We start from the raw sequence: 21,165 nt of genomic DNA on the forward strand, positions 1-21,165 counted from the left end.
GTAGTCGGGCGCGAATGTTGCATATCAAACCTTTCGACAACAGCTACAAGAAGGCACGCAAGAGCTACAAAACCGAAGGCAATAAACAGGATGACCCGAAATGAACAGGACGACATTCGACGAGGTAACTATCAAGGACAACTTCGCCGTCGCACAGGTGGCACTCTATCTGTTTGCGATCCTGCAAGTGGTGGTCGCACTAATGACGGCCACTGGGGCTATTCCTCTTGGCATAGCTCCGCAAGCATCGACAATGCAACGCGTGTCAATTACTGCAAACGCGATGATCAATATCCTTTGCTTTGCAGCCGGATATGTACTGCTAGCTCGTTGCCTGAATCGATGTACGACTCTGGTCTGGCGGATCGCTCTGGCTGTGTTCCTGCTCAATACCGGCGCTGCCGCACTCGCAATAGCCGCCCAACTCAACCCTTATCAAGTATTGACGTTCTGTCTTGCGATCGCTGGCGCAGTATCGGTTTGGAATGGGCGTGGAGTGGTCCGAAGAGACGCAGGTACAGACCTGAGAAACTGACTTGTTCAACCGGCAACTGCACCCCGAAGAAAAGACCCTTGCCAAGCAACTTGCAGACAAGAGTGGCTCCAAATACACGGAGCAGCAGATCGAAGACCAGATGCGTATTATGGGCGTAAGCGCGAACGGGACGAGCGAGTCGGGCGCGCCGGATACGCTGGTTGGTCAGATGCCGACGGATTCGGGTGGACAATGGACCTACGCGGGGACAACGGCGGACGGCAAGCCGATCATGACGCAGGTAACGGCGCAGGCGGATTCGCAGTTGCAGAACTACATTCTGGCGTACTACAACAGCGCTTCGCCGGGACAGGTGCCGAGCCAGTTCACGTATTCGTTAACGGGAAACAGCGGGTCGATCAACGTGACGGGACCGTTCACGAAGTTCGATCAGTCGGATGCAGAGTTCATGCGGAATACGACAGCAGACACGGCGTCCATGATTTCGACCAATGCGGGGCGGTTTAGTGCGGCGACCGCGGCGGCTGCACAGATTCCATCACCTTTTTCCGCTGGGTTTTCTGCGGCATCATTTGCAGCGACTGTGACGGGCATTGTCGCTGACGCAGTTGGTCAGTTGGCAAAGCCAAACGGTGCACAGTATGTGTTCAATGGTTTTACCTCGATCATCTCTGACTATGCGTCAACTAAGTGGCCAATGTGGACGCCGGGAATCAATGAGGTGACAAACAATATTAATGACAGTGGTTTCGCGACGTCTGTGCAAGATCGCGCGAAAGAAGTAATCAAGAGGTAAATCGCCTGTGAAAATCAAGTTAGTTGAAGATGGCAACTTCCCTTCGTGGGTTAGGTTTCTGCTCATCGTTGTCGGTATTGGGCTGGCTGCGATCGCTCTTGAATGTAATCTGTCGCCATGGGCAGCCAAGACCTTCCTGCTTGTTGGATTTGGAATCGCTCTTGTGGGCGGTATGACAAGTCGCGCGGCGCTACTAAAAATCAAGCCCTTCGATAACAGCTACAAGAAGGCTCGCAAGAGCTACGAAGTGAAGGACGACGAGCAAGACAAGTCATCGTAACAACAACCCCGACGCAGGCCGGGTTCGCTCCTTGTAAGTGTTGCTCAGTTCTGTTTGCTGATCTACTGGTCATAGTTATGTTCTCGAACAAACATCCAACGTTTCGCCGTCCGCCGGTAGGGCCGCGCCGTTCAGCGTGGCCCTATCGATTTGTTGAATTATTCTTCGGTACGTTTGCGAAGGTGGCTATGGCTATCGCCGTGTTGTTTCTTGTCGGTCTTGAACTTCTCGGTGGATGCTTGGGTTCAGGGGGGAGCGTAAGCGATCTTCCGACGACTCGCAAAGGTTGGCGCAATCTGTTGCTCGTTATGATGACGATTCTCGTTGTTATTGTGCTCGGTATCTATTTCCTTGGCCGCATACCGCGTCACCCGAGTCCCTGAGATGATCGAGCAGCCTAGTCACCCGCGCCAAGATGCGAACGCAGATCGCTTCAATCGGCAGTTGCATCCGGAGGAGAAGAAGGCGATCGAGGACAAGGCCGGCAGCGACAAAGCAGAAGCCGACAAACTGACGAAAGCGGCGTGTCTCGCCTTGAAGTGCTGGGCAGAATATCCCGTTGGCAGCGATGCGTATAACGCGAATTACGTGAGTCAGCTTGAGGCAACGCAGCTCGGCCCGGAGATTGAGTGGGTGAACCGTCAGCAGGAAGCGCGATTGTTCGACTACACACCGGTTCAGAAAATTGGTGATGTGGTTCAGAGTGATCCGTTGGGCACCGCAAAAGATGCGGCCAAGGTGGTGCTCGGTGGCGTGACCGTCAAGACCGGCGCGGGTATCTGCGCAACTACTGGCGTCGGCTGTGCTTTGGGTGGCGGAGGCATGGTGGCCTTCGGCCTGAGCGATATGGCCGAAGGTGCCGACGGGTTGTACAACCGCTATAACGGCATCAGTTCGCCGGGGGTGAATCCGCTCAGATATGGCTTCGAGCAGTTAAGCCCGACATGGGGTAATGCTGTATACGATAGCGCGAATCTTATCTTTGCTATTGGGGCTCTGCGTGCTCAAGTTCCCTTGAAAATGGGATTGAGCGATGGCCTGAACCGCCCCGGCTCGATGTTTAATGTGACCGTTCCACGCATCGACAATGCGACGTTGATTCCATTCTTGAATCAAACAGCGCCTTACGGGACGACGCAAGGTCTTCTGCTGTTCGGAGTGGGCTCCAAGGGAGCAACGGTCATCAACGACGTTAAAAAAGCGAGTGGAAAATGAACTGGCGAAGAATTCTTGCTGCAGAGCGCACCGTCACAATCGTCGGGTGCATCGCCTTGGCTTCTAGCGGGGTCTACGCCTTTCTGCTCGCTGGTCTGAGTCGTTTGATGTTCAAACTGGATGAGAATTGGGCTCTTCTTTGGATCGGTGTGCCGTCATTCATTGTGTTCTTGATTCTGCACATCCGTCTGCTTCCGAAGCATCTCCGCAAGGCGGGTCTCATTGACTAGCGGAATTTATTGACGCACAAACAACAAGCGCCGGCGCTGGCCGGGTTTGTTGTTTGTGGGTTGTTCATTTCCGTCTGCTGAGTCGTTGCCGCGTGTCTTCGGCTTTTTGCCCGGTCATGTATCTGCCGGCGATCCTGTAGTCATAATCGGGTGTGATGGTGATGTGTCCGCAACGGTGATCGACGGAGAACAGGACTTGCTGTCCGGGCAGGAAGCCCGCGCGTTCGAGCAGGTCATCGGTGATCTGCATCCAGGGAAAGGCGGGTCGTTTGCCCTGTTGCTGCGTGCTGCCTGTGGGCGGCGCTTCCTCAAGCACCACGGAAATGTGTGTGGCCGGCTCGGAACGGGTACGACGTGGTTTAAGATTGGCATCAGCCATGATCAACTCCTGCTGTGAGTTGGTGGTGGTCAGCGGGCGGTGAGTGTTGGTAGCACTTACCGCCCGCGCTTCGTTTACATCAGTTCTCCTGCTGTTGTGCGGTCGTGACGGCTTGCCTAGCCGCTGATGATCTGCTTGGCGCGGTACTTGAGGATCATCCCATCGAGCAGCGCCTTGATGATGTTGCGGTCTTCGTCGGGCATCTGGCTGACTGCCTCGAACTGCATACGCAAGTCATCGGACGGGCCGCGCTCGTTCTCATCAAACACCAGTTCATCAAGGCTGACATTGAGTGTCTGTGCCAGACGCGTCAGGGCTTCCAGGGTCGGTTGAGCCGACCCTGCTTCATATCGACGAACCTGATTGACGTGCAGCGTTGCGGCCTCGGCCAGCTCTTGCTGGGTAAGGCCGCGTGATTTGCGCACCTGAATCAGGCGTGCGGGGAAGTTCATGGGCAGGAACCAGAGTGTTGCGGATGCCATGATTGTATTCCCTGGCCCCTCAATCTGTTGCAAAAAACAACATTATAAGGTATTGAAATTAAACCTCAAAGAGTATTGACAGGTTTTAGCCAGAAGGAAGATTCATGCCGCGCATCCCCGAAGCCGAGCTGGACCGATTGAAACGCGAAGTGTCGCTGGTGCGGCTGATCGAGTCGCAGGGTCACGAGCTGAAGAAGCGCGGGCGTGACTGGGTGATGCGCTGCGTGTTCCATGAGGAGGACACGCCGAGCCTGTCGGTGTCGGAGGCGAAGAACGTGTACCACTGCTTCGGCTGCAACGCGTCGGGCACGGTGCTGGACTGGGTGATGAAAGCCGGCAAACCCGGCGGGACGAGGTTGCTTCGTGATGCGATGTAATTGAGATGGGCGGAATGTGTCCTCTGGCAGACTCGCGTCTTTAGGCCAGAACCCGCGTCGGGGAAAACATCTGTCGTGAAGAACTGCATCCGGGAAATTGCTGCGCTCAGAGCCGCGTCGCGTCTGGCGTTTGAGGATTCGCCAACGGCGGGCGTGTCGGGGAGTGGTGTTCGGTTCAACCGGCAGTTGCATCCTGATGAACGGAAGTGGGCGAAGGACAATGCGCAGGAGTTTGCGGCGTTCTACAAAGACAAGACTGGCCAGGACATCACGGTCGATCAGGCGCAGAACATGCTGCTGGCGAACGGTTAACGCCATATATTATTTACTCAACTCTGCCGCTTCTTTGGCTATGCGTTGAACATTGATTTCGGACCGTAAACCAAAAAGAAAAGAAAACTCCAGCGTCGCAGGCAAACAAACCGACTACGTCGACCAGATCCGCAGCGGCACCGCCTCAACCCCGTGCACGACAGGCCGCAATTGAAGCCAGCATTGAGTCAGAGCCCTCTGCAGCGTTTCCATAGAACGAGAAACGGCGCGCACAATCAAAACCCCAGAACTGACGCAAGAAGCCCCGGCGCGCAGCGCATCGTCAAACGGGAGTTGAGCAGTCAGCGCTTCAGCAAGCGCATCGTCACAAGCGGGCCCGACGGCCCACAACATCCCATACGCTGGAAACCCATCGAGTCCTTGCGCAGCATCCCTTAGCGGATCCTCCGCGGTAAGACTCGCGCGTTCGAGCCACAACAACTCGCCACTCGCTCCAACGATCCGCGAAACCGCGCGCAACTGCCCGGCAGACCACCGTTCACCGGCAGCTTGCCGCCCCAACTGCGTAGCATCCCACCCAATCGCAGTAGCGCCTTCACCAAGCGTCAGGGTGAAATCCAGCATCGCATTAGCGTGATCGAACACGATATTGTTCTGCGGCAGCCAATCGAGCTTCGCATGCTCACCGACGCGCACGGAGATATTCTGCCGCGCCACGCGTCCATTGGACTTGTACCACTTGGTCGCCCCAGGCGTAGTAATAACGGCATGCGCGCCGTCGCCAACCGCGACATCGATATCCAGATGATCGCCGCCTGCGATTCCTCCTGGCGGATGCACGATCACCGCATGACAGATCGCATTGCCTTCCGGATAGAGCGGCCGTTGCACGCGCAACGGCCCGTCATGCCGCCGATGCTTGAGCGTGCTCCGCTCGCCCTCTTTGACGAAGCCGAGTTCGAGGCGAGCGCGCCATTGAGAGTGCGCGGTATTTTGCGCGGCGGCGTGTGCGGTGGCGAGCGTGGCGTGATTTTCGTGAAGCGACATGCGAATGGACGTATAGAGGCCGAGCGAGCCGGCGCGCGTTAGGCAACGGTCGACGCATTGCCGTAGTGATACGGCGAGAATAGCACGCTGCGGTGGGCGTATTTGTCAGACGGCGATGAGTGCGCGTACGCCATCCGTGTCCATGTTAGCGCCTTCGCCGCCCGCGACGATTTCACCGCGGCTCATGACCCAATACCGATCGGCGATTTCCTTGGCGAAATCGTAATACTGTTCGACGAGCAGGACGGTCATGCCCATTTCTTCGACCAGTTGACGCAGTGTGCGGCCGATGTCCTGGATGATCGATGGCTGGATACCTTCGGTGGGTTCATCGAGGATGAGCAATTGCGGATCGCTCATGAGGGCTCGGCCGATGGCGAGTTGTTGCTGCTGACCGCCGGAGAGGTCGCCGCCGCGGCGGGTGCGCATGTCCTTTAGTACTGGGAAGAGGTCGTAGATGCGGTCGGGGATTTTTTTGGGGGCTTTTTTGCTGGCGGCGCCTACCAATAGGTTTTCTTCGACTGTCAGTCGGGGGAAGATGTCACGGCCTTGTGGGACGTAGGCCAAGCCTTGTTCTACTCTCGAGTAAGTTGGGAGTTTTGTGATTGGCGTGCCACGCCAGGCGATTGAACCGCTCCTGGTTTGGACTACGCCCATCAGGCATCTGAGCAGCGTGGTTTTGCCTACGCCGTTGCGGCCCAATAGGACGGTGAGCTTGCCGTCCGGCACGGTTAGTTTCACATCTCGGAGGATGTGGCTGCCGCCGTAGTATTGGTTCAGGTTTTCTACTTCTAACATTTGGATCGTTCCTCTGATTCTGGTGTGGTTTTGCTTTTTTTTGCCTTTGGCGGCGGCATTGGTTGTGTGCCTACGGCGTTGGCCTTTCCTTGCTTTCTTATTGGTTTATTAGCATTCCCCCTGTGCGGGGGAGCACCTACTTTTCTTTGCCGCCGCAAAGAAAAGTAGGCAAAAGAAAGCGGCTCAAACCGCTAGCTCCTAAGCGGGTCCCCTGGCTTGGAGGAGGTAGTGGAACATCTGGAATCGGTGTCATCGCACATTCGGCGCTGGTGACAAGGCAGTCATACTTCCGGCGGCGCTGCGCGCGCCGTAGCGGTACTTCATAAAAGCGCTAGCCGTTTCATGTGTTCAGCGCACTTCCAAAACCACCAGCCAATTTCGGCGCCTCGCCGACGCGAAGCCGACGGCCCCCACAGCAAAAGAACAAAGCCACTGGTTTCCCTCGCATACCGTTCCGGCGAGCACGTAGTGCGAGGCGGGAAGGATGACTGCCTTGTCACCAGCGCGGAGTGCGCGATGACACCGATTCCAGATGTTCCACTACCTCCTCCAAGCCAGGGGACCCGCTTAGGAGCTGGCGGTGTAAAGCCGCTTTCTTTTGCCTACTTTTCTTTGCGGCAGGCAAAGAAAAGTAGGTGCCCCCCCGCACAGGGGGAATGCTAATAAACCAATAAGAAAGCAAGGAAAGGCCAACGCCGTAGGCATACAGACAATGCCGCCGCCAAAGGCAAAAAAACCCCAAATCACCTCCCTAGATAAGACTCAATAACCATCTCATCCTTCTTAACGTCATCAAGCGTGCCATGAGCAAGAACCCGCCCTTCGGCCATCACGGTGACCCGCCCGGTGTCACCAGACAGAGCGGCAACAAACTCCATATCGTGCTCCACAACCATCATCGAACAGGTCCCCCGCAAGTGATTGAGCAAATCAGCCAACTGCATAGTTTCATCATCGGTCATCCCAGCCGCAGGCTCATCGAGCAGCAGCAGCGCCGGTTGCTGCATAAGCAACATCCCAATCTCGAGCCGTTGCTTCTGCCCATGCGACAACTCGCCAGCAAGCCGTCGAGCCTCACTCTCAAGTCCAATCAAAGCCAACGTCTCTTCAATGCGAGCTTGAGCCTCGCGATCCAACCGGGCGCGTAAAGAAGCCCACCACCCCTTGTCAGCCTTCATCGCCAACTCAAGGTTCTCCCAAACAGGATGTTGCTCGAACACAGTAGGCTTCTGAAACTTCCGCCCAATCCCGGCACGCGCAATAGAAGGCTCATTCATCCGCGTCAAATCAATCGACTGCCCCAAAAAAACCTTGCCGGAATCCGGCTCCGTCTTCCCCGTGATGACATCCATCATCGTCGTCTTACCCGCGCCGTTAGGCCCAATGATGCAGCGCAATTCACCGGCATCGATCGACAACGTAAGCGCATTCAGCGCGCGAAAACCATCGAAACTGACGGTCACATCTTCAAGGTACAGAATCGTCCCGTGCGACACGTCGATCTCGCCCGGCACCACCGCGTGCCCCATGCTGGCGACGCCGCTCAACGACCGTTCAGCAGGTGCTTCAGGCAAGGCAAGATCAGGAACCATCGGGTTTTCGTTCATGAACGGTTCCTCTTGCGCGTCACGAGTTCGATCAGTCCCATGATGCCGTTCGGCAGCAGCAACGGCACCAGTACGAAGATCAAGCCAAGAAAGAACAGCCAATACTCAGGGAAGTTCGCCGTAAAGAAGCTCTTCGCGCCATTCACCGCAAATGCGCCGATGATCGGTCCGATCAACGTGCCGCGTCCGCCCACGGCGACCCAGATCGCCATTTCAATCGAGTTCCCCGGCGACATCTCGCCCGGATTGATAATGCCGACCTGCGGCACATACAAAGCACCGGCAATCCCGCACAACACGGCGGATACGGTCCACACGAACAGTTTGTACGCCAACGGGCTGTAGCCGAGGAACATCAGGCGCGTTTCACCGTCGCGTACCGCGGTGACCACGCGGCCGAGCTTCGACGTGACGATCGCCCGTGCGCCGATAAACGCGAGAATCAATACGGCGAACGTGATCAGCAAGAGGACAGTGCGCGTGCCCGGATGCGTGATCGGAAAGCCGCCGATGCGCTTGAAGTCGGTGAAGCCGTTGTTGCCGCCGAAGCCGGTTTCGTTGCGATAGAACAGCAGCATCGCGGCGAAGGTCATCGCCTGCGTGATGATCGACAGGTACACGCCCTTCACGCGCGAGCGGAACGTGAAGAAGCCGAACACCCACGCGACCACCGCCGGCACCAGTACCACCAGCAGCAGCGCATAACCGAGATGCTGGGTGCCTTGCCAGTACCACGGGAGCTGATGCCAGTCGAGAAACACCATGAAGTCCGGCAGATCGCTGCCGTATTTGCCTTCGTGGCCGATCGAGCGCATCAGGTACATGCCGATCGCGTAGCCGCCCAATGCAAAGAACAATGCGTGCCCGAGGCTCAGAATGCCGCAGTAACCCCACACGAGATCGAGCGCGAGCGCGGCGATCGCGTAGCACATGAACTTGCCGATCAGCGTCGTCGCGTACGCGGACAGATGGAACGCGCTCGTCTCCGGCACCACCAGCGTGGCGAACGGCACGCCGAAGCCGAACACGATAATCAGCGCGATCAGCGCGAGCCATGCACGCCGTGACAGCAGCGCGGGACGCGGCGGCAAGCCGAGCGCGAAGCCGGACTGCGCCTCGCGGCCGGGGCCCGCGGCCGCGGCCGCTGACGAAACGTGAGCCGGTGTAGTCGCAGACGTCATCATGCCTCCGCGCTACGGCCCTTGAGGGCGAACATCCCCTGCGGACGCTTCTGGATGAACAACACGATCAGCACGAGCACCGCGATCTTCGCCAGCACCGCGCCCCAGAACGGTTCGATCGCTTTGCTGACCAGGCCGAGTCCGAAGCCGCCGATCACCGTGCCGGCCAGTTGTCCGACGCCGCCGAGCACCACCGCCATGAACGAATCGATGATGTAGCTCTGGCCGAGGTCCGGGCCGACATTGCCGATCTGCGACAGCGCACAGCCACCCAAACCGGCAATGCCCGCGCCGAACGCGAATGCATACGAATCGACCCGCGCCGTCTTCACGCCGACGCACGCCGCCATCCGCCGATTCTGCGTGACGGCGCGCACGAACAGACCGAGACGCGTCCTGGTCAGCACGGCCCACGCAATGCCGACGACGATCATCGAAAACGCCAGGATCGCCAACCGGTTGTACGGCAAGATCAGATTCGGCAACACAGTGACGCCGCCGCTCATCCACGCCGGATTGACCACCTGCACGTTTTGCGCGCCGAACAGCATGCGCGTGGCCTGAATCAGAATCAGGCTAATACCGAAGGTAGTCAGCAGAGTCTCGAGCGGGCGGCCATACAGATGCTTTAGAACCAGACGCTCGAGCACGATGCCGACCAGCCCGGCGGCCACGAACGACGCGGGCACCGCGAGCAGCGGATACCAGTCGAACGCGCCGGGCGCGTACCGCTGGAACAGGTTCTGCACGACGTATGTCGCGTACGCGCCGATCATCAGGAATTCGCCGTGCGCCATGTTGATGACGCCGATCAGCCCGTACGTAATCGCGAGGCCGAGCGCGGCGAGCAGCAGCACGCTGCCGAGCGACAAGCCGGCGAACAGCGTGCCGGCGATCTGGCTGCGGCGCTGGATCGCATCGAGTTCGTCGATGCCGCTTTGTGCGGCGGCGCGTACGCGATCGTCGATTTCGTTGAAGGTGCCGTCCGGCTTCTTCGCGACGAGCGGGCGCAGCAACTCGTTCATGTCGAGATCGTGCCGCGCGGCGACCAGTTGCACGGCTTCGAGCCGCCTGGCCGGATCGGCGTCGTGCAAGGCGGTCATCGCCCACAGCGTGTCCAGACGCTTCTTCAGCGCCGGGTCGGTTTCTTTCGCGCGAGCGGCGTCGACGAGCGGTTTGATCGACGGATCGGGGTTTTGCAACAGCGCGGTAACGGCGGCAGCGCGCGTGGCCGTATCGGGCGAGTCGAGTTGCAGGCCCGACAGCGCGCCTGTCACCTTCGAGCGCAGCAGATTGTTCAGCGTGACCGGTTGAGCGTCGCCCGCGGCGACGGCCTTGCCGGTGACGGCATCGCGTGCGGTGTCGCCGTCTTGCAGCAGCACGGCGCCGGCATCGGTGGCGAGCGCGCTGTCGTCGGACAGCGCCTTGAGCACCGCGAGCGATGCTTTGTCGTGATTGGCGATCAGTTTGTCGATGGCCGCGGATTTCGCGTCGAAGTCGTCGCCGGCGAGCGGTGCGACATCGGCCGGACTCAGCGCGAAAGCGGCAAGCGGGGCGCTAGCCAGGAGCGCGAGCCCCAGGCTGCCGATGCCGCGCCGTGCGAACTTCAGGAATGAAAACGCCATGGTGGCCTTTGAAGAAGAACCGGCAGGGCGGCGCGGCATCGTGGATAAACACGGATGCTGCGCCGTCGTATCGCTGCGTCGTCCCGTCAGGCAACCCGCGAGCGCTTCAGGAACGCCGGAATCGAACTGACCACATCCGGCTTGCTCGAATTGCCGGCGATGAACGGGCTCCACGGCTGCGCGCGAATCGCGGTCTTGGTGCGCCACACCACGTTGAACTGGCCGTCGGCGCGCACTTCGCCGATCATCACCGGCTTGTGCAAATGGTGATTGCCGTCCATTTCGAGCGTGAAGCCCGACGGCGCCGCAAACTGCTGGCCGACCATCGCCACACGCACCTTGTCCACATCCGTGCTCTTCGCCTTCTCGACAGCCTGCTTCCACATATGAATGCCGACGAAGGTCGCTTCCATCGGATCGTTCGTCACGCGCTTGGTGCCGCCCGGCAGGTTGTTCTCCTTGACCCACGCGGCCCATTGCTTCTTGAACTTCTCGTTGGCCGGATTGCGCAGCGACATGAAGTAGTTCCACGCCGCGAGATTGCCGACCAGCGGTTTCGTATCGATGCCGCGCAGTTCTTCTTCGCCGACCGAGAACGCGACGACCGGCACATCGGATGCCTTCAGCCCCTGGTTGCCCAGTTCCTTGTAGAACGGCACGTTCGAGTCGCCGTTGACGGTCGAGATCACCGCGGTCTTGCCGCCCTGCGAGAAAGTCTTGATGTTCGCGACGATGGTCTGATAGTCGCTGTGACCGAACGGCGTGTAGACCTCCTGAATGTCTGCTTCCTGTACGCCCTTCGACTTCAGGAAGGCGCGCAGGATCTTGTTGGTCGTGCGCGGATACACGTAGTCGGTGCCGAGCAGGAAGAAACGCTTGGCGCCGCCGCCTTCCTTGCTCATCAGGTATTCGGTTGCCGGAATCGCTTGCTGATTCGGCGCGGCGCCCGTGTAGAACACGTTGCGCGACATTTCTTCGCCTTCGTACTGCACCGGGTAGAACAGGAGGCCGTTGAGTTCTTCGAATACCGGCAGCACCGATTTGCGCGACACCGAAGTCCAGCAGCCGAACACGACGGCGCACTTTTCCTGGGTGATCAGCTGGCGCGCCTTTTCGGCGAACAGCGGCCAGTTCGACGCCGGGTCGACCACCACCGGCTGCAGTTGACGGCCCATAACGCCGCCGTTCTTGTTGATGTCCGCGATTGTCATCAGCGCGGTGTCTTTGAGCGATGTCTCGGAGATCGCCATCGTGCCCGACAAGGAATGCAGAACACCTACTTTGATCGGACCGCTGCCGGATTGCGCCTTGGCAAACGGAACCTGACCTGCGAGCGCCAGTGCGCCCGACATGGAGCCGAACTTCAACAGACTGCGACGTTTCATGTATATCCCCTTGCCATTGATGGTGACTGTTTATGGGCGTCGATTTCAGCCAGCAGGGCTTGTCCCGCATGACTTGCCGCTTGTGTACTGCAAGCCACATGCCAAGCGATAAATCCGACGTGAACTCCGCGTCTTGCGTGCTGCGGCGCGGTGGCCGGGCATGGGTGTTATGCGTAATGAGGCGCGAAAGTGGTGCACACGTGGCCTGTTCGCCTCGTTGCGGTGCGTGTGGCGCTGCAACGAAGCGTGCCGATCCGCCAGCGGGCGAGCGCGGTGCACGAGCGCCGCGCCTTTGTGCATGCGTCGCGCTCTGCCTACACTGAAAGACCACCCACGCGAGGAGACCCGACATGAACGAGCGCGCCACCGCCAACCCACCCGATATGTCCGCGTTCTGGATGCCCTTCACCGCGAACCGCCAATTCAAGAGCGCGCCACGGCTGCTGGCAAGCGCGAAGGGCATGTACTACACGTCGCACGATGGCCGGCGCATTCTCGACGGCACCGCGGGCCTGTGGTGCGTCAACGCCGGGCACTGCCGCGACGAGATCGTGGCGGCGGTGCAGGCTCAGGCGGCCGAAATGGATTTCGCGCCGACTTTTCAGATGGGGCACCCGAAGGCTTTCGAAGCCGCCACCAAAATCGCACGGCATACGCCGGGCGATCTGAAGCACATCTTCTTCGTGAACTCGGGTTCGGAGGCCGTCGATACCGCGCTGAAGATCGCGTTGGCCTACTATCGCTCGCGTGGCGAAGGGCAACGCACACGCTTCATCGGCCGCGAGCGTGGTTATCACGGCGTCGGCTTCGGCGGGATTTCGGTGGGCGGCATTGCGCCGAACCGCAAGGCGTTTTCCGGCGCGCTGCTGCCCTCAGTCGATCATTTGCCGCATACGCTGAACCTCAAGGAGGCGGCGTTCTCCAAGGGACAGCCGGCGTGGGGCGCGCATCTCGCCGACGAACTGGAGCGGCTTGTCACGCTGCACGATGCGTCGACGATTGCGGCGGTGATCGTCGAGCCGGTCGCGGGTTCGACCGGTGTGCTGATTCCACCGCAAGGCTATTTGCAGCGGTTGCGCGAGATCTGCGACAAGCACGGCATCCTGCTGATCTTCGATGAAGTGATCACCGGTTGGGGGCGTCTGGGGGCCCCGTTCGCCGCGCAGTATTTCGGCGTGACGCCCGATCTGCTGACGATGGCCAAGGGCACTAACAATGCAGCCGCGCCGATGGGCGCGGTTGCTGCCAGCGCGAGGATTCACGATTCGATCGTGAATGGTGCGCCGGCCGGTATTGAACTGTTTCACGGCTATACGTACTCGGGGCATCCGATTGCGGTGGCCGCGGCCTGCGCGACGATCGACCTGTATGAGCGCGAGCAGCTATTCGAACGGGCCGCGCGGATGGCGCCGATCTTTGAGAGCGCGATTCATAAGCTGCGGGGCGAGCGGCACGTGATCGATGTGCGCAATCTTGGGTTGGTGGGTGGGGTGGAGCTGGCGTCGCGTGATGGTGCGCCTGGCGCGCGTGCTTATGATGTCTTCGTGCGCTGCTATGAGAAGGGCGTGCTGACGCGCTATACGGGTGACATTCTGGCGTTCTCGCCGCCGCTCATTATCGAGGAGGCGCAGATCGAGGAAATATTTACGACGGTGACTGAGGTGTTGAAGGAGACGGCTTAGGAGGCTACATCTGCGGAAGGGTGTTTGCATCCTGCATTGTTCGCAAGCGAGGCAGGATGATCCGAACTGGCGGGGGCGAGTGAGGCCATCAGGGATATTTATTCCTGGGGGAATGTCGCAGGAGTGCGTAGGAACTATTGGTTCTCCATTGAGGCAAAAAAATGGCGCAATCTCTCGCGCCATTTTTCATTGCACTGTCGCGGAAAGTCAGAATGCGACGAACGGTCCGCTTTGCTTGCCTATCGTGCTGTTGCTGATCGCCGTGTACACAGTGCGCCCATAGAAGAACGGCAGGCCCCACAAGAACATCCTGTAGTTGGAGTAGTACCAGCCGACGTTGTCATAAGCGGCGTATCCGTTCGCCGCCACGTTGATGGCATTGTGGATCTTGAAGGGCATGTTGACGGGCGTGCCTGTTCCGTTGGTGGCTTCCATCGTTGCCGCCAGATTGAGCGCGGTGGGCGGCGTGTGCCAGTTCGACATGGTGGGAATCGAATCGTCCTGGAACGCGAATGCGTTAGTGCCGCTGTTGATCACACTCCAGTTGAACACGCGGCCTTGATACTGAGTTGTAAACTCCCCGTACTTATCTACCGCCAGGATGTTGACATTCGCCGGCAACGTGTTGTTCTGCTGCGTGCTGATGCCAAATACCAGTTCGCCGGTGACGCTTGCCTGCCCCGTTACTATCTTCACTCCTCGATAATTGAGGATTTGGCCAGCCAGGCCCGGCATGATTCTCGCCCCCAGTCGCAGTCATGATCCGGGGGGTGTTGTCACCGGGCCTGGTGGGTGGCTGGTGATCGCTAATAGATCCTATGTGGAGGGGAATTCGCCGACGAACTGATCGGTAAAATCAGGCGATCGAACCTTTCTACAAGGAGAGCGTCATGCGCACGGATCAGACGTTTACGACGGGTAGTGAAGAACCGCTACTGGCAGTGTCACTCGAACTTGCCACAGCAAACTGGAAGGTCGCGCTGCACGACGGCCGGCGTGAGAAGCCGGCCGTGCATACCGTTGCGCAACCACAAGCCATGGCCCGCTTGCTGGCAGTGCTGGAATTGATCGAACGGCACAAGGAGAAATGGTCGCTGACGGCAGACACACCCATCGTCGTGAGCTACGAGGCCGGCCAGGATGCGTTCTGGATCTATCGCGCGCTTCGACTCAAGGAAATCGACTGTTACGTCGTTGACCCGGCGAGCATCCCCGTCGAGCGTCATCAGCGGCGGCCCAAGACCGACCGACTCGATGCGATCAAGCTGGTCACGAACCTCCGTGCGTGGCTGCATGGCGAGCGCGACCGCATGCATGTGGTGCGCGTGCCGTCGTCACAGGACGAGGCGTCCCGGCATCTGATGCGTGAGCGCGGCCAGCTACAGAAAGAGGTTCTGCAGCACCGCGACCGGATGCGCAAACTGCTGGCCACGCTCGGATGCTGGGACGACGTCGATCACAAGACCTTTGCCGAGCGGCTCGCTCGCGACGAGGTAAGGTGTTATGACGGCACGCCGCTGCCACCCGAGCTGCAGGAGCGGCTACTGCGCGAGTGTGAACGGCTGGCGCTGGTCGGGCAGCAATTCGCGGCGATAGAGAAGTTACGGCACGAGATGATCCCTGCGCCGGCGCGTAAGCGGATCGCGGACCTGTCACGCCTGAAGGGCATTGGCCCGGTCGGCGCGTCACGCCTCGCACTTGAACTGTTCTGGCGGGTGTTCAGCAACCGGCGTGAAGTCGGTGCGTGCGTGGGTCTCGTGCCCCAGCCCTACGACAGCGGACAAAGTCACGTCGACCAGGGGATCAGCAGGCAAGGCAACCGGCGCGTGCGTGCCTTGCTTATCGAGATGGCGTGGTGCTGGTTGCGCCACCAACCAGATAGCGCGCTCGCCCAGTGGTTCAATCAACGCGTTCAGGGCACCGGACCAAATCGCCGCGCGCGACGGATTGCGATCGTCGCAATGGCAAGGCGTCTCACCATCGCGTTGTGGCGCTATGTGAAGGATGGCGTGATACCCGAAGGTGCAAAGCTGAAGTCCGTCTGAATCGCACGGGTCTCGCAACCAGACAATCATGCAAGGCGGCAAGAAGTAGCGGTTTGAGGTGAACATGCCCGTCGAGCCCCTGGGTTGCCCACGTAACCGATTTTATAGATGGGGCATGCTCCTCGGAAAATTCCGGCGTAATGCGCATGCAGGATGAGGCTGGTCACGCGCCAGCGGATAGAAGGTGGTAAGACGCAAGAGTCTTACGCGCGCAACGAACGGCTTCAGACCAAGTGTGCCGGGCAGATCACAGCGGTTGTGAGTCGTGGGGAACCCCCGACCGGAATGCGCCTGTAGGGTGGCGGGCGCAATTAATCCGCGCTCGCCACCCTACGCCAGCATATCGTCCTGCGACGTGCCAAGGGTTCGCTGACGCCAGGCTTCGCCTGCCCTTGACACGGCTATACGCCTTCGCGTCGGGTCGCAGAAGGACCGGTCAACGATTCGTGCGTCAGTTTGCAAAGGGCCTTGACAAGCTCCTCCTCATAGAAGGGGCTCGGCCGGGAACATCCTGAGGCCGTCCGTAACGTGGATGCCGAGACTTGCCACCGATGTTGCAGGCCAACCAGATCAATCTGCATAAACACTTCGATGCAAGAAAACCAACAACATGACTCCGTCGATGTCTTCGTCGGCGTTGACGTAGGTAAAGGCCATCATCACGCCGTCGCTCTCGATCGGACCGGAAAGCGCCTGTACAACAAAGCGCTTCCAAACGATGAGACCAAACTGCGCGCCCTCATCACCGAACTCAAGGCGCACGGCCAACTTCTATTCGTCGTCGACCAGCCCGCCACCATCGGTGCGCTGCCGCTGGCAGTCGCCCGTGACGAAGGCGTTCTGGTCGCCTATCTGCCAGGTCTGGCCATGCGCCGCATCGCTGATCTGCATGCGGGCGAAGCCAAGACCGACGCCCGCGATGCCGCCATCATTGCAGAGGCCGCCCGCTCGATGCCGCACACGCTGCGCGCGCTTCGACTGGCTGACGAGCCGCTCGCCGAACTCACCATGCTGTGCGGTTTCGACGACGATCTCGCCGCGCAGATCACGCAGACCAGCAACCGCATTCGCGGCCTGCTTACCCAGATCCATCCCGCACTGGAACGGGTTCTGGGGCCGCGCCTCGACCATCCGGCCGTGCTCGATCTGCTTGAGCGGTACCCGTCGCCCGCCGAGCTTGCCGCGACCAGCGAGAAAACACTCGCCAACCGCCTTACCAAACTTGCACCTCGCATGGGCAAAAGCCTTGCTGCTGAAATCGTTCAGGCGCTCAGCGAACAGGCTGCGGTCGTACCCGGTACTCAGGCAGCAACCATCGTCATGCCGCGTCTGGCCCAGCAACTCGCATCTTTGCGCAAACAACGCGACGAGGTTGCCAGCGAAGTTGAACGCCTGGTGCACGCACACCCTCTTTGGCCGGTCCTGACCAGCATGCCGGGAGTCGGCGTCAGGACCGCCGCCAGACTCCTCACTGAAGTCGCTCACAAAGCGTTTGCTTCAGCCGCGCACCTCGCCGCCTACGCGGGCCTCGCCCCGGTCACCCGACGCTCGGGCTCGTCCATCCGGGGCGAACACCCGTCCAGGCGGGGCAACAAGGTGCTCAAGCGAGCGCTGTTCCTCTCTGCCTTTGCTGCCCTGCGAGACCCGATCTCAAGGGACTATTACGCCCGCAAGGTCCAGCAGGGCAAGCGCCACAATCAGGCGCTCATCGCCCTTGCCAGACGGCGCTGCGACGTGCTGTTCGCGATGCTGCGCGACGGCACGCTCTACCAGCCGAAATCCGCTCCTAATGCTTGACGAAACACATAGGGGCACCCCCCCGGAGGCAGCTTCGGCAGGCGGATGATCGTGCCGTTGTTATCGCTGGAGAAGGCGGCGACAGGATTCATCACCTCCTTGTTGATCGACATGCGCGTGCTGAAGCAGACGTTCGCTGCCGTGCGATAGTAGTAATTCCCCGGCAGCGGGGTGGTCAGCGCGTCTTTCGAGTCGTGCGTGCCGTGGCCGATGCCGAGAATGCCGTTGGCGTCGCGCGACTCGCGTATGGTGTAGGACGCCGTGGTGGTCGTTTTAGCCGCGGCCGTTCCGGCGGCGGATTGCGGCATAGCGCGCAGCATCGTCGGAGCGGGTGTGCTAGCGCTCGGCGCGCCGCCCAGCGTTGCATGCGATGCCAGCGGCGACAGCGCCGCGGCCAACATCGCGACCTTCAGAAATCTCATCACACTGCTCCCCCAAAAATGGTCGGAGCATGGTGTCCGGGTAATGCTCAGGAAACCGTACGAAATTTCCTCAGCGGCTACGAGAAGCGTCCCAATGAAAGCGAGGTGTCAGGGTTGCCGCGAACGGTTCCAGGTTGCTGAGTCCAAAATGGCAACGGACAGGAAGCACCGGCGGTCCTAACAGTGAAACATTGCCCGCGCGAACGAAACGCAGTCGCCAAAACCGCCACGCGGTTTTGTGAAGTACCGCCACGGCGCGCGCAGCGCCGCCGGAAGAATGACGGCCTTGTCACCAGCGCGGAGTGTGCGAGAACACCGATTCCAGATGCTCCACTGTCTCCTCCAAGCCAGGAGACCCGCTTAAGCGTTAGCGGTGTGAAGCCGCTTTCTTTGCTTACTTTCTTTGCGGCGGCAAAGAAAGTAAGTGCCTGCCCCGCACAGGGGCGAAGCTAATAGACCACTAACAAAGCAAGGAAAGGCACCGCCGTAGGCAAACAACCAAATAGCGCCACGCCAGGAACCACTCATATAAAGAAGGACAAGCGGAGAAAGCATGACTGAGTCGCCCCAGCGTCCGGCATATCCCGCCGCCAAAATCGGTATTCCGGCGATTCGCAATCAGCGACGCGAAAACTTGCGGCAGCAGTTGGCGCGTGCGAGCGGCAACTCTTCGTTATTGGCGGCAAGCGCCGCGCGCGCTTATCGCGACCGTGCGGTCAGTAGGTAGGAACGGACGGATCAACCTGACGCGACCACGCGTCGATCCCGCCTTGCAGATTGAAAACGTTGGTATGCCCACGCGACTCGAGAAACATCGCGACCTGGGCGCTGCGCGCGCCATGATGGCAGACGCAGACGATTTGCGCGTCGTCGTCGAGTTCTTCGCTGCGCGCGGGAATCTCACGCATCGGAATCGACACGGCGCCGGCGATCGACGCCGTCTGGATTTCCCACGGCTCGCGCACGTCGAGCAGCACGGGCGCGGGACGCGATTGATCGGCGAGCCATTCGGCGAGCGCGGGAGCGGACAGATTTTGCATCAGCAAGACATCCAGTTCAGATTGCGGCGGATCAGCGAAACTTCAGGTTGCAAATGACTTAGAACTTGAAGCGCGGCGGCTGCACCGCATTGATCAGCGGCTCGACGTAAGTTTCGAATACGTCGGCGATGCGGTATTGCGTCTCGTCGATGCGCGTGATGATCTGCGCTTTCATGACAGGCGCGGTGCCGACGAAAGCCGCCAGACGGCCGCCCACCTTCAGTTGTTCGAGGATTTCCTGCGGCAGCACCGGCAGGCCGCCCGACACGCAGATCACGTCGTACGGTGCCGCATCAGCCCAGCCGCGCGATGCGTCGCCGGTGGCGACTTCGGCGTTAAGCACGCCGTTGGCGGTCAGGTTGTTCTTTGCCAGTTCCGCCAGTTCCGCTTCGATATCGACCGTCAGCACATGCTGCGCGCGATGCGCGAGCAGGGCCGCCATGTAACCCGAGCCGGCGCCGATTTCGAGCACGCTTTCGTGCTTCTTCACCGCCAGTTCCTGCAGCACGCGCGCCTCGACGCGCGGCGCCAGCATGTGCTGGCCGGTCGGCAGCGGCACTTCGAAGTCGACGAAGGCCAGATCGCGGTACACGGCGGGGACGAAGTTTTCACGCTTGACGATCGAGAGCAGATTCAGCACGTCCTGGTCGAGCACTTCCCAGGGGCGGATCTGCTGTTCGATCATGTTGAAACGCGCTTGCTCGATATTCATGGTGGGTTCGGCGGTTTGGTTTGGCAATTTGTGCCACTGACGAGTGGCGAGCGGCGTCCATCTGGAGCCGGGCCACGGCAGGGTAGCTGTGGGATTGTACCAAACCGCGGCACGATCCCGCGCCGTCGCGGGCAGCGCACCGGCTTGCCGACCCCGTGTTAATCCCTAGCGATCTGTCCTTGCGATTCCCGCTCGCATCGCTCAAAAATGTAATCGATTACATTTTTGAGGCAGGCCGACTTGTCCAAAACGGTGTCCAAAGCGCGCCCGCGGCGTGAGGCGCAACCGCTCCAGCCGTCCGTAGGCATGTCGATTGCCGGCGTCGCCGAGCAGGCGGGGGTGTCGGTAGCGACGGTGTCGCGGGTGCTGAACGGCCACGAGAACGTCCGGCCCGCGACGCGCGACAAGGTATTGGCCGCCGTCGACGCCAGCGGCTATCGCGTCAACGAACTGGCGCGTAACCTGCGCACCGCCGAAAGCCGTCTGCTGCTGACCATGGTGCCCGACGTCGGCAATCCGTTCTACGCTGAAATTGTGCGCGGCATCGACAGTGTCGCGCGCCAGCATGGCTACTTCATGCTGCTATGCGACACGGGCGCCGACCCGGGCCGCGAGCGCAGTTATTTCGATCTGCTGCGGCGGCGCCGCGCGGACGGCGCGATCTGCCTCGATCCGGCAACCATCCAGCAGGCGCTCGGCGAGGCATCCAGCGCGCTGCCGTGGGTCGCGTGCTGCGAGTTCGACCCGGCGGTCGGCGTGCCGTACGTCGGCATCGACAACTACCGGGCCGCGGGCGATGCGGTGCGGTATCTGCTCGCCCGCGGCCATCGGCGCATCGGCTTGATCAATTCCGATGTCGATTATCTCTATGCGCGGCAGCGTCAGCAGGGTTATCTCGACGCGTTGAGCGAAGCGGGCATCACGCCGAACGAGAACTGGCGCATGAATCTGAACAGTCTCGACTATGAAGCGGGCGCATCGGCCGCAGCGACGCTGGTGCAACAGGCGTCGCCGCCGAGCGCGATTTTCGCGGTGTCGGACACGCTGGCGATCGGCGTGATCCACGGCTTGCGCAGTGTCGGCAAGCGCGTGCCGGACGACATCGCCGTAGTCGGCTTCGACGATATTTCGCTCGCCGCGCAAATCGATCCGCCGCTCACCACCGTCGCGCAGCCGATGCGCGAACTCGGCGAGACCGCCGCGCGCCTGCTGCTGCAGCGGCTCGCGAATCCATTGGCCAACGTGCCGGGCGTGCTGCTGCCGCATCGGCTCGTGATTCGCGGGAGCGCGTAAGCG

Annotated in this window: 21 protein-coding genes and 1 pseudogene; 10 read left to right on the forward strand and 12 right to left on the reverse strand. The window is 60.3% G+C overall.

Annotated elements, in window-relative coordinates; all coding sequences use genetic code 11:
• Positions 1–100: 100 nt before the first annotated feature.
• From AC3WOG_RS04280 to AC3WOG_RS04295, 4 genes are all read left to right on the forward strand, one after another.
• Positions 101–535, forward strand: coding sequence for a hypothetical protein (locus AC3WOG_RS04280; RefSeq protein ID WP_492576836.1), 435 nt, complete (start codon positions 101–103; stop codon positions 533–535).
• Between the two features lies 1 nt (position 536).
• Complete coding sequence (locus AC3WOG_RS04285; protein WP_492576837.1) at positions 537–1,292, forward strand: hypothetical protein; 756 nt, start codon at positions 537–539, stop codon at positions 1,290–1,292.
• Positions 1,293–1,299: 7 nt separating this feature from the next.
• Positions 1,300–1,572: a hypothetical protein gene (locus AC3WOG_RS04290; RefSeq protein ID WP_492576838.1), complete on the forward strand. Its 273-nt coding sequence runs from the start codon at positions 1,300–1,302 to the stop codon at positions 1,570–1,572.
• A 384-nt stretch (positions 1,573–1,956) separates the two neighbouring features.
• Positions 1,957–2,787, forward strand: a complete 831-nt coding sequence (locus AC3WOG_RS04295) for a hypothetical protein (RefSeq protein WP_492576839.1) — start codon at positions 1,957–1,959, stop codon at positions 2,785–2,787.
• A 294-nt stretch (positions 2,788–3,081) separates the two neighbouring features.
• Here the strand turns inward: AC3WOG_RS04295 and AC3WOG_RS04300 are convergent, their stop codons facing one another.
• Together AC3WOG_RS04300 and AC3WOG_RS04305 are read right to left on the reverse strand one after the other, a co-directional pair.
• Positions 3,082–3,396, reverse strand: a complete 315-nt coding sequence (locus AC3WOG_RS04300; protein ID WP_492576840.1) for a SymE family type I addiction module toxin — start codon at positions 3,394–3,396, stop codon at positions 3,082–3,084.
• 116 nt (positions 3,397–3,512) lie between these two features.
• The gene (locus AC3WOG_RS04305) at positions 3,513–3,848 is read right to left on the reverse strand and encodes a helix-turn-helix domain-containing protein (protein WP_492579713.1); all 336 of its coding nucleotides are present in this window, start codon (positions 3,846–3,848) and stop codon (positions 3,513–3,515) included.
• Between the two features lie 134 nt (positions 3,849–3,982).
• On the opposite strand from AC3WOG_RS04305, the gene AC3WOG_RS04310 reads away from it, so the two are divergent.
• Together AC3WOG_RS04310 and AC3WOG_RS04315 are read left to right on the forward strand one after the other, a co-directional pair.
• Positions 3,983–4,255, forward strand: coding sequence for a CHC2 zinc finger domain-containing protein (locus AC3WOG_RS04310; protein ID WP_492576841.1), 273 nt, complete (start codon positions 3,983–3,985; stop codon positions 4,253–4,255).
• Between the two features lie 75 nt (positions 4,256–4,330).
• Positions 4,331–4,567, forward strand: a complete 237-nt coding sequence (locus AC3WOG_RS04315; protein ID WP_492576842.1) for a hypothetical protein — start codon at positions 4,331–4,333, stop codon at positions 4,565–4,567.
• 114 nt (positions 4,568–4,681) lie between these two features.
• Here AC3WOG_RS04315 and AC3WOG_RS04320 read toward each other — a convergent pair whose 3' ends face one another.
• From AC3WOG_RS04320 to urtA, 6 genes are all read right to left on the reverse strand, one after another.
• Entirely contained in the window at positions 4,682–5,575 is an 894-nt protein-coding gene (locus tag AC3WOG_RS04320; RefSeq protein WP_492576843.1) for an urease accessory protein UreD, read from the reverse strand.
• A 105-nt stretch (positions 5,576–5,680) separates the two neighbouring features.
• Positions 5,681–6,373, reverse strand: coding sequence for an urea ABC transporter ATP-binding subunit UrtE (gene urtE, locus AC3WOG_RS04325; protein ID WP_410836715.1), 693 nt, complete (start codon positions 6,371–6,373; stop codon positions 5,681–5,683).
• A gap of 743 nt (positions 6,374–7,116) precedes the next feature.
• Positions 7,117–7,980 carry an urea ABC transporter ATP-binding protein UrtD gene (gene urtD / locus AC3WOG_RS04330; protein WP_492576844.1) on the reverse strand — a complete coding sequence of 288 codons (864 nt, stop codon included), beginning with the start codon at positions 7,978–7,980 and terminating at the stop codon, positions 7,117–7,119.
• On the reverse strand, positions 7,977–9,161 hold the full coding sequence (gene urtC / locus AC3WOG_RS04335; RefSeq protein ID WP_492579714.1) for an urea ABC transporter permease subunit UrtC: 1,185 nt from the start codon (positions 9,159–9,161) through the stop codon (positions 7,977–7,979). Before urtC ends, urtD begins: the two co-directional genes overlap by 4 nt.
• The gene (gene urtB, locus AC3WOG_RS04340; RefSeq protein WP_492576845.1) at positions 9,161–10,786 is read right to left on the reverse strand and encodes an urea ABC transporter permease subunit UrtB; all 1,626 of its coding nucleotides are present in this window, start codon (positions 10,784–10,786) and stop codon (positions 9,161–9,163) included. Before urtB ends, urtC begins: the two co-directional genes overlap by 1 nt.
• An 86-nt stretch (positions 10,787–10,872) precedes the next feature.
• Positions 10,873–12,171, reverse strand: a complete 1,299-nt coding sequence (gene urtA, locus AC3WOG_RS04345) for an urea ABC transporter substrate-binding protein (protein ID WP_492576846.1) — start codon at positions 12,169–12,171, stop codon at positions 10,873–10,875.
• 350 nt (positions 12,172–12,521) lie between these two features.
• Between urtA and aptA the strand changes: the two genes are divergently transcribed.
• Entirely contained in the window at positions 12,522–13,853 is a 1,332-nt protein-coding gene (gene aptA, locus AC3WOG_RS04350; protein ID WP_492576847.1) for an omega-aminotransferase AptA, read from the forward strand.
• A gap of 207 nt (positions 13,854–14,060) precedes the next feature.
• Here the strand turns inward: aptA and AC3WOG_RS04355 are convergent, their stop codons facing one another.
• Positions 14,061–14,588 (reverse strand): DUF3443 family protein, encoded by a 528-nt coding sequence (locus AC3WOG_RS04355; protein ID WP_492576848.1) that lies wholly within the window; start codon positions 14,586–14,588, stop codon positions 14,061–14,063.
• A gap of 155 nt (positions 14,589–14,743) precedes the next feature.
• On the opposite strand from AC3WOG_RS04355, the gene AC3WOG_RS04360 reads away from it, so the two are divergent.
• Complete coding sequence (locus tag AC3WOG_RS04360) at positions 14,744–15,898, forward strand: IS110 family RNA-guided transposase (protein WP_492576849.1); 1,155 nt, start codon at positions 14,744–14,746, stop codon at positions 15,896–15,898.
• Positions 15,899–16,430: 532 nt separating this feature from the next.
• Positions 16,431–17,695: pseudogene (locus tag AC3WOG_RS04365) on the forward strand (IS110 family RNA-guided transposase).
• On the opposite strand, the gene AC3WOG_RS04370 reads toward AC3WOG_RS04365, so the two are convergent.
• The 3 genes from AC3WOG_RS04370 to AC3WOG_RS04380 form a co-directional block, all read right to left on the reverse strand.
• On the reverse strand, positions 17,665–18,117 hold the full coding sequence (locus AC3WOG_RS04370) for a DUF3443 family protein (protein ID WP_492576850.1): 453 nt from the start codon (positions 18,115–18,117) through the stop codon (positions 17,665–17,667). The pseudogene AC3WOG_RS04365 and the gene AC3WOG_RS04370 overlap by 31 nt on opposite strands.
• Positions 18,118–18,833: 716 nt before the next feature.
• Positions 18,834–19,157, reverse strand: a complete 324-nt coding sequence (locus AC3WOG_RS04375) for a rhodanese-like domain-containing protein (RefSeq protein WP_115105973.1) — start codon at positions 19,155–19,157, stop codon at positions 18,834–18,836.
• 58 nt (positions 19,158–19,215) lie between these two features.
• Complete coding sequence (locus AC3WOG_RS04380; RefSeq protein ID WP_492576851.1) at positions 19,216–19,869, reverse strand: protein-L-isoaspartate O-methyltransferase family protein; 654 nt, start codon at positions 19,867–19,869, stop codon at positions 19,216–19,218.
• A 306-nt stretch (positions 19,870–20,175) separates the two neighbouring features.
• On the opposite strand from AC3WOG_RS04380, the gene AC3WOG_RS04385 reads away from it, so the two are divergent.
• Complete coding sequence (locus tag AC3WOG_RS04385; protein ID WP_492579715.1) at positions 20,176–21,162, forward strand: LacI family DNA-binding transcriptional regulator; 987 nt, start codon at positions 20,176–20,178, stop codon at positions 21,160–21,162.
• Positions 21,163–21,165: the final 3 nt, after the last annotated feature.

The sequence above is a fragment of the Paraburkholderia sp. FW306-02-B genome (genome assembly GCF_058782725.1).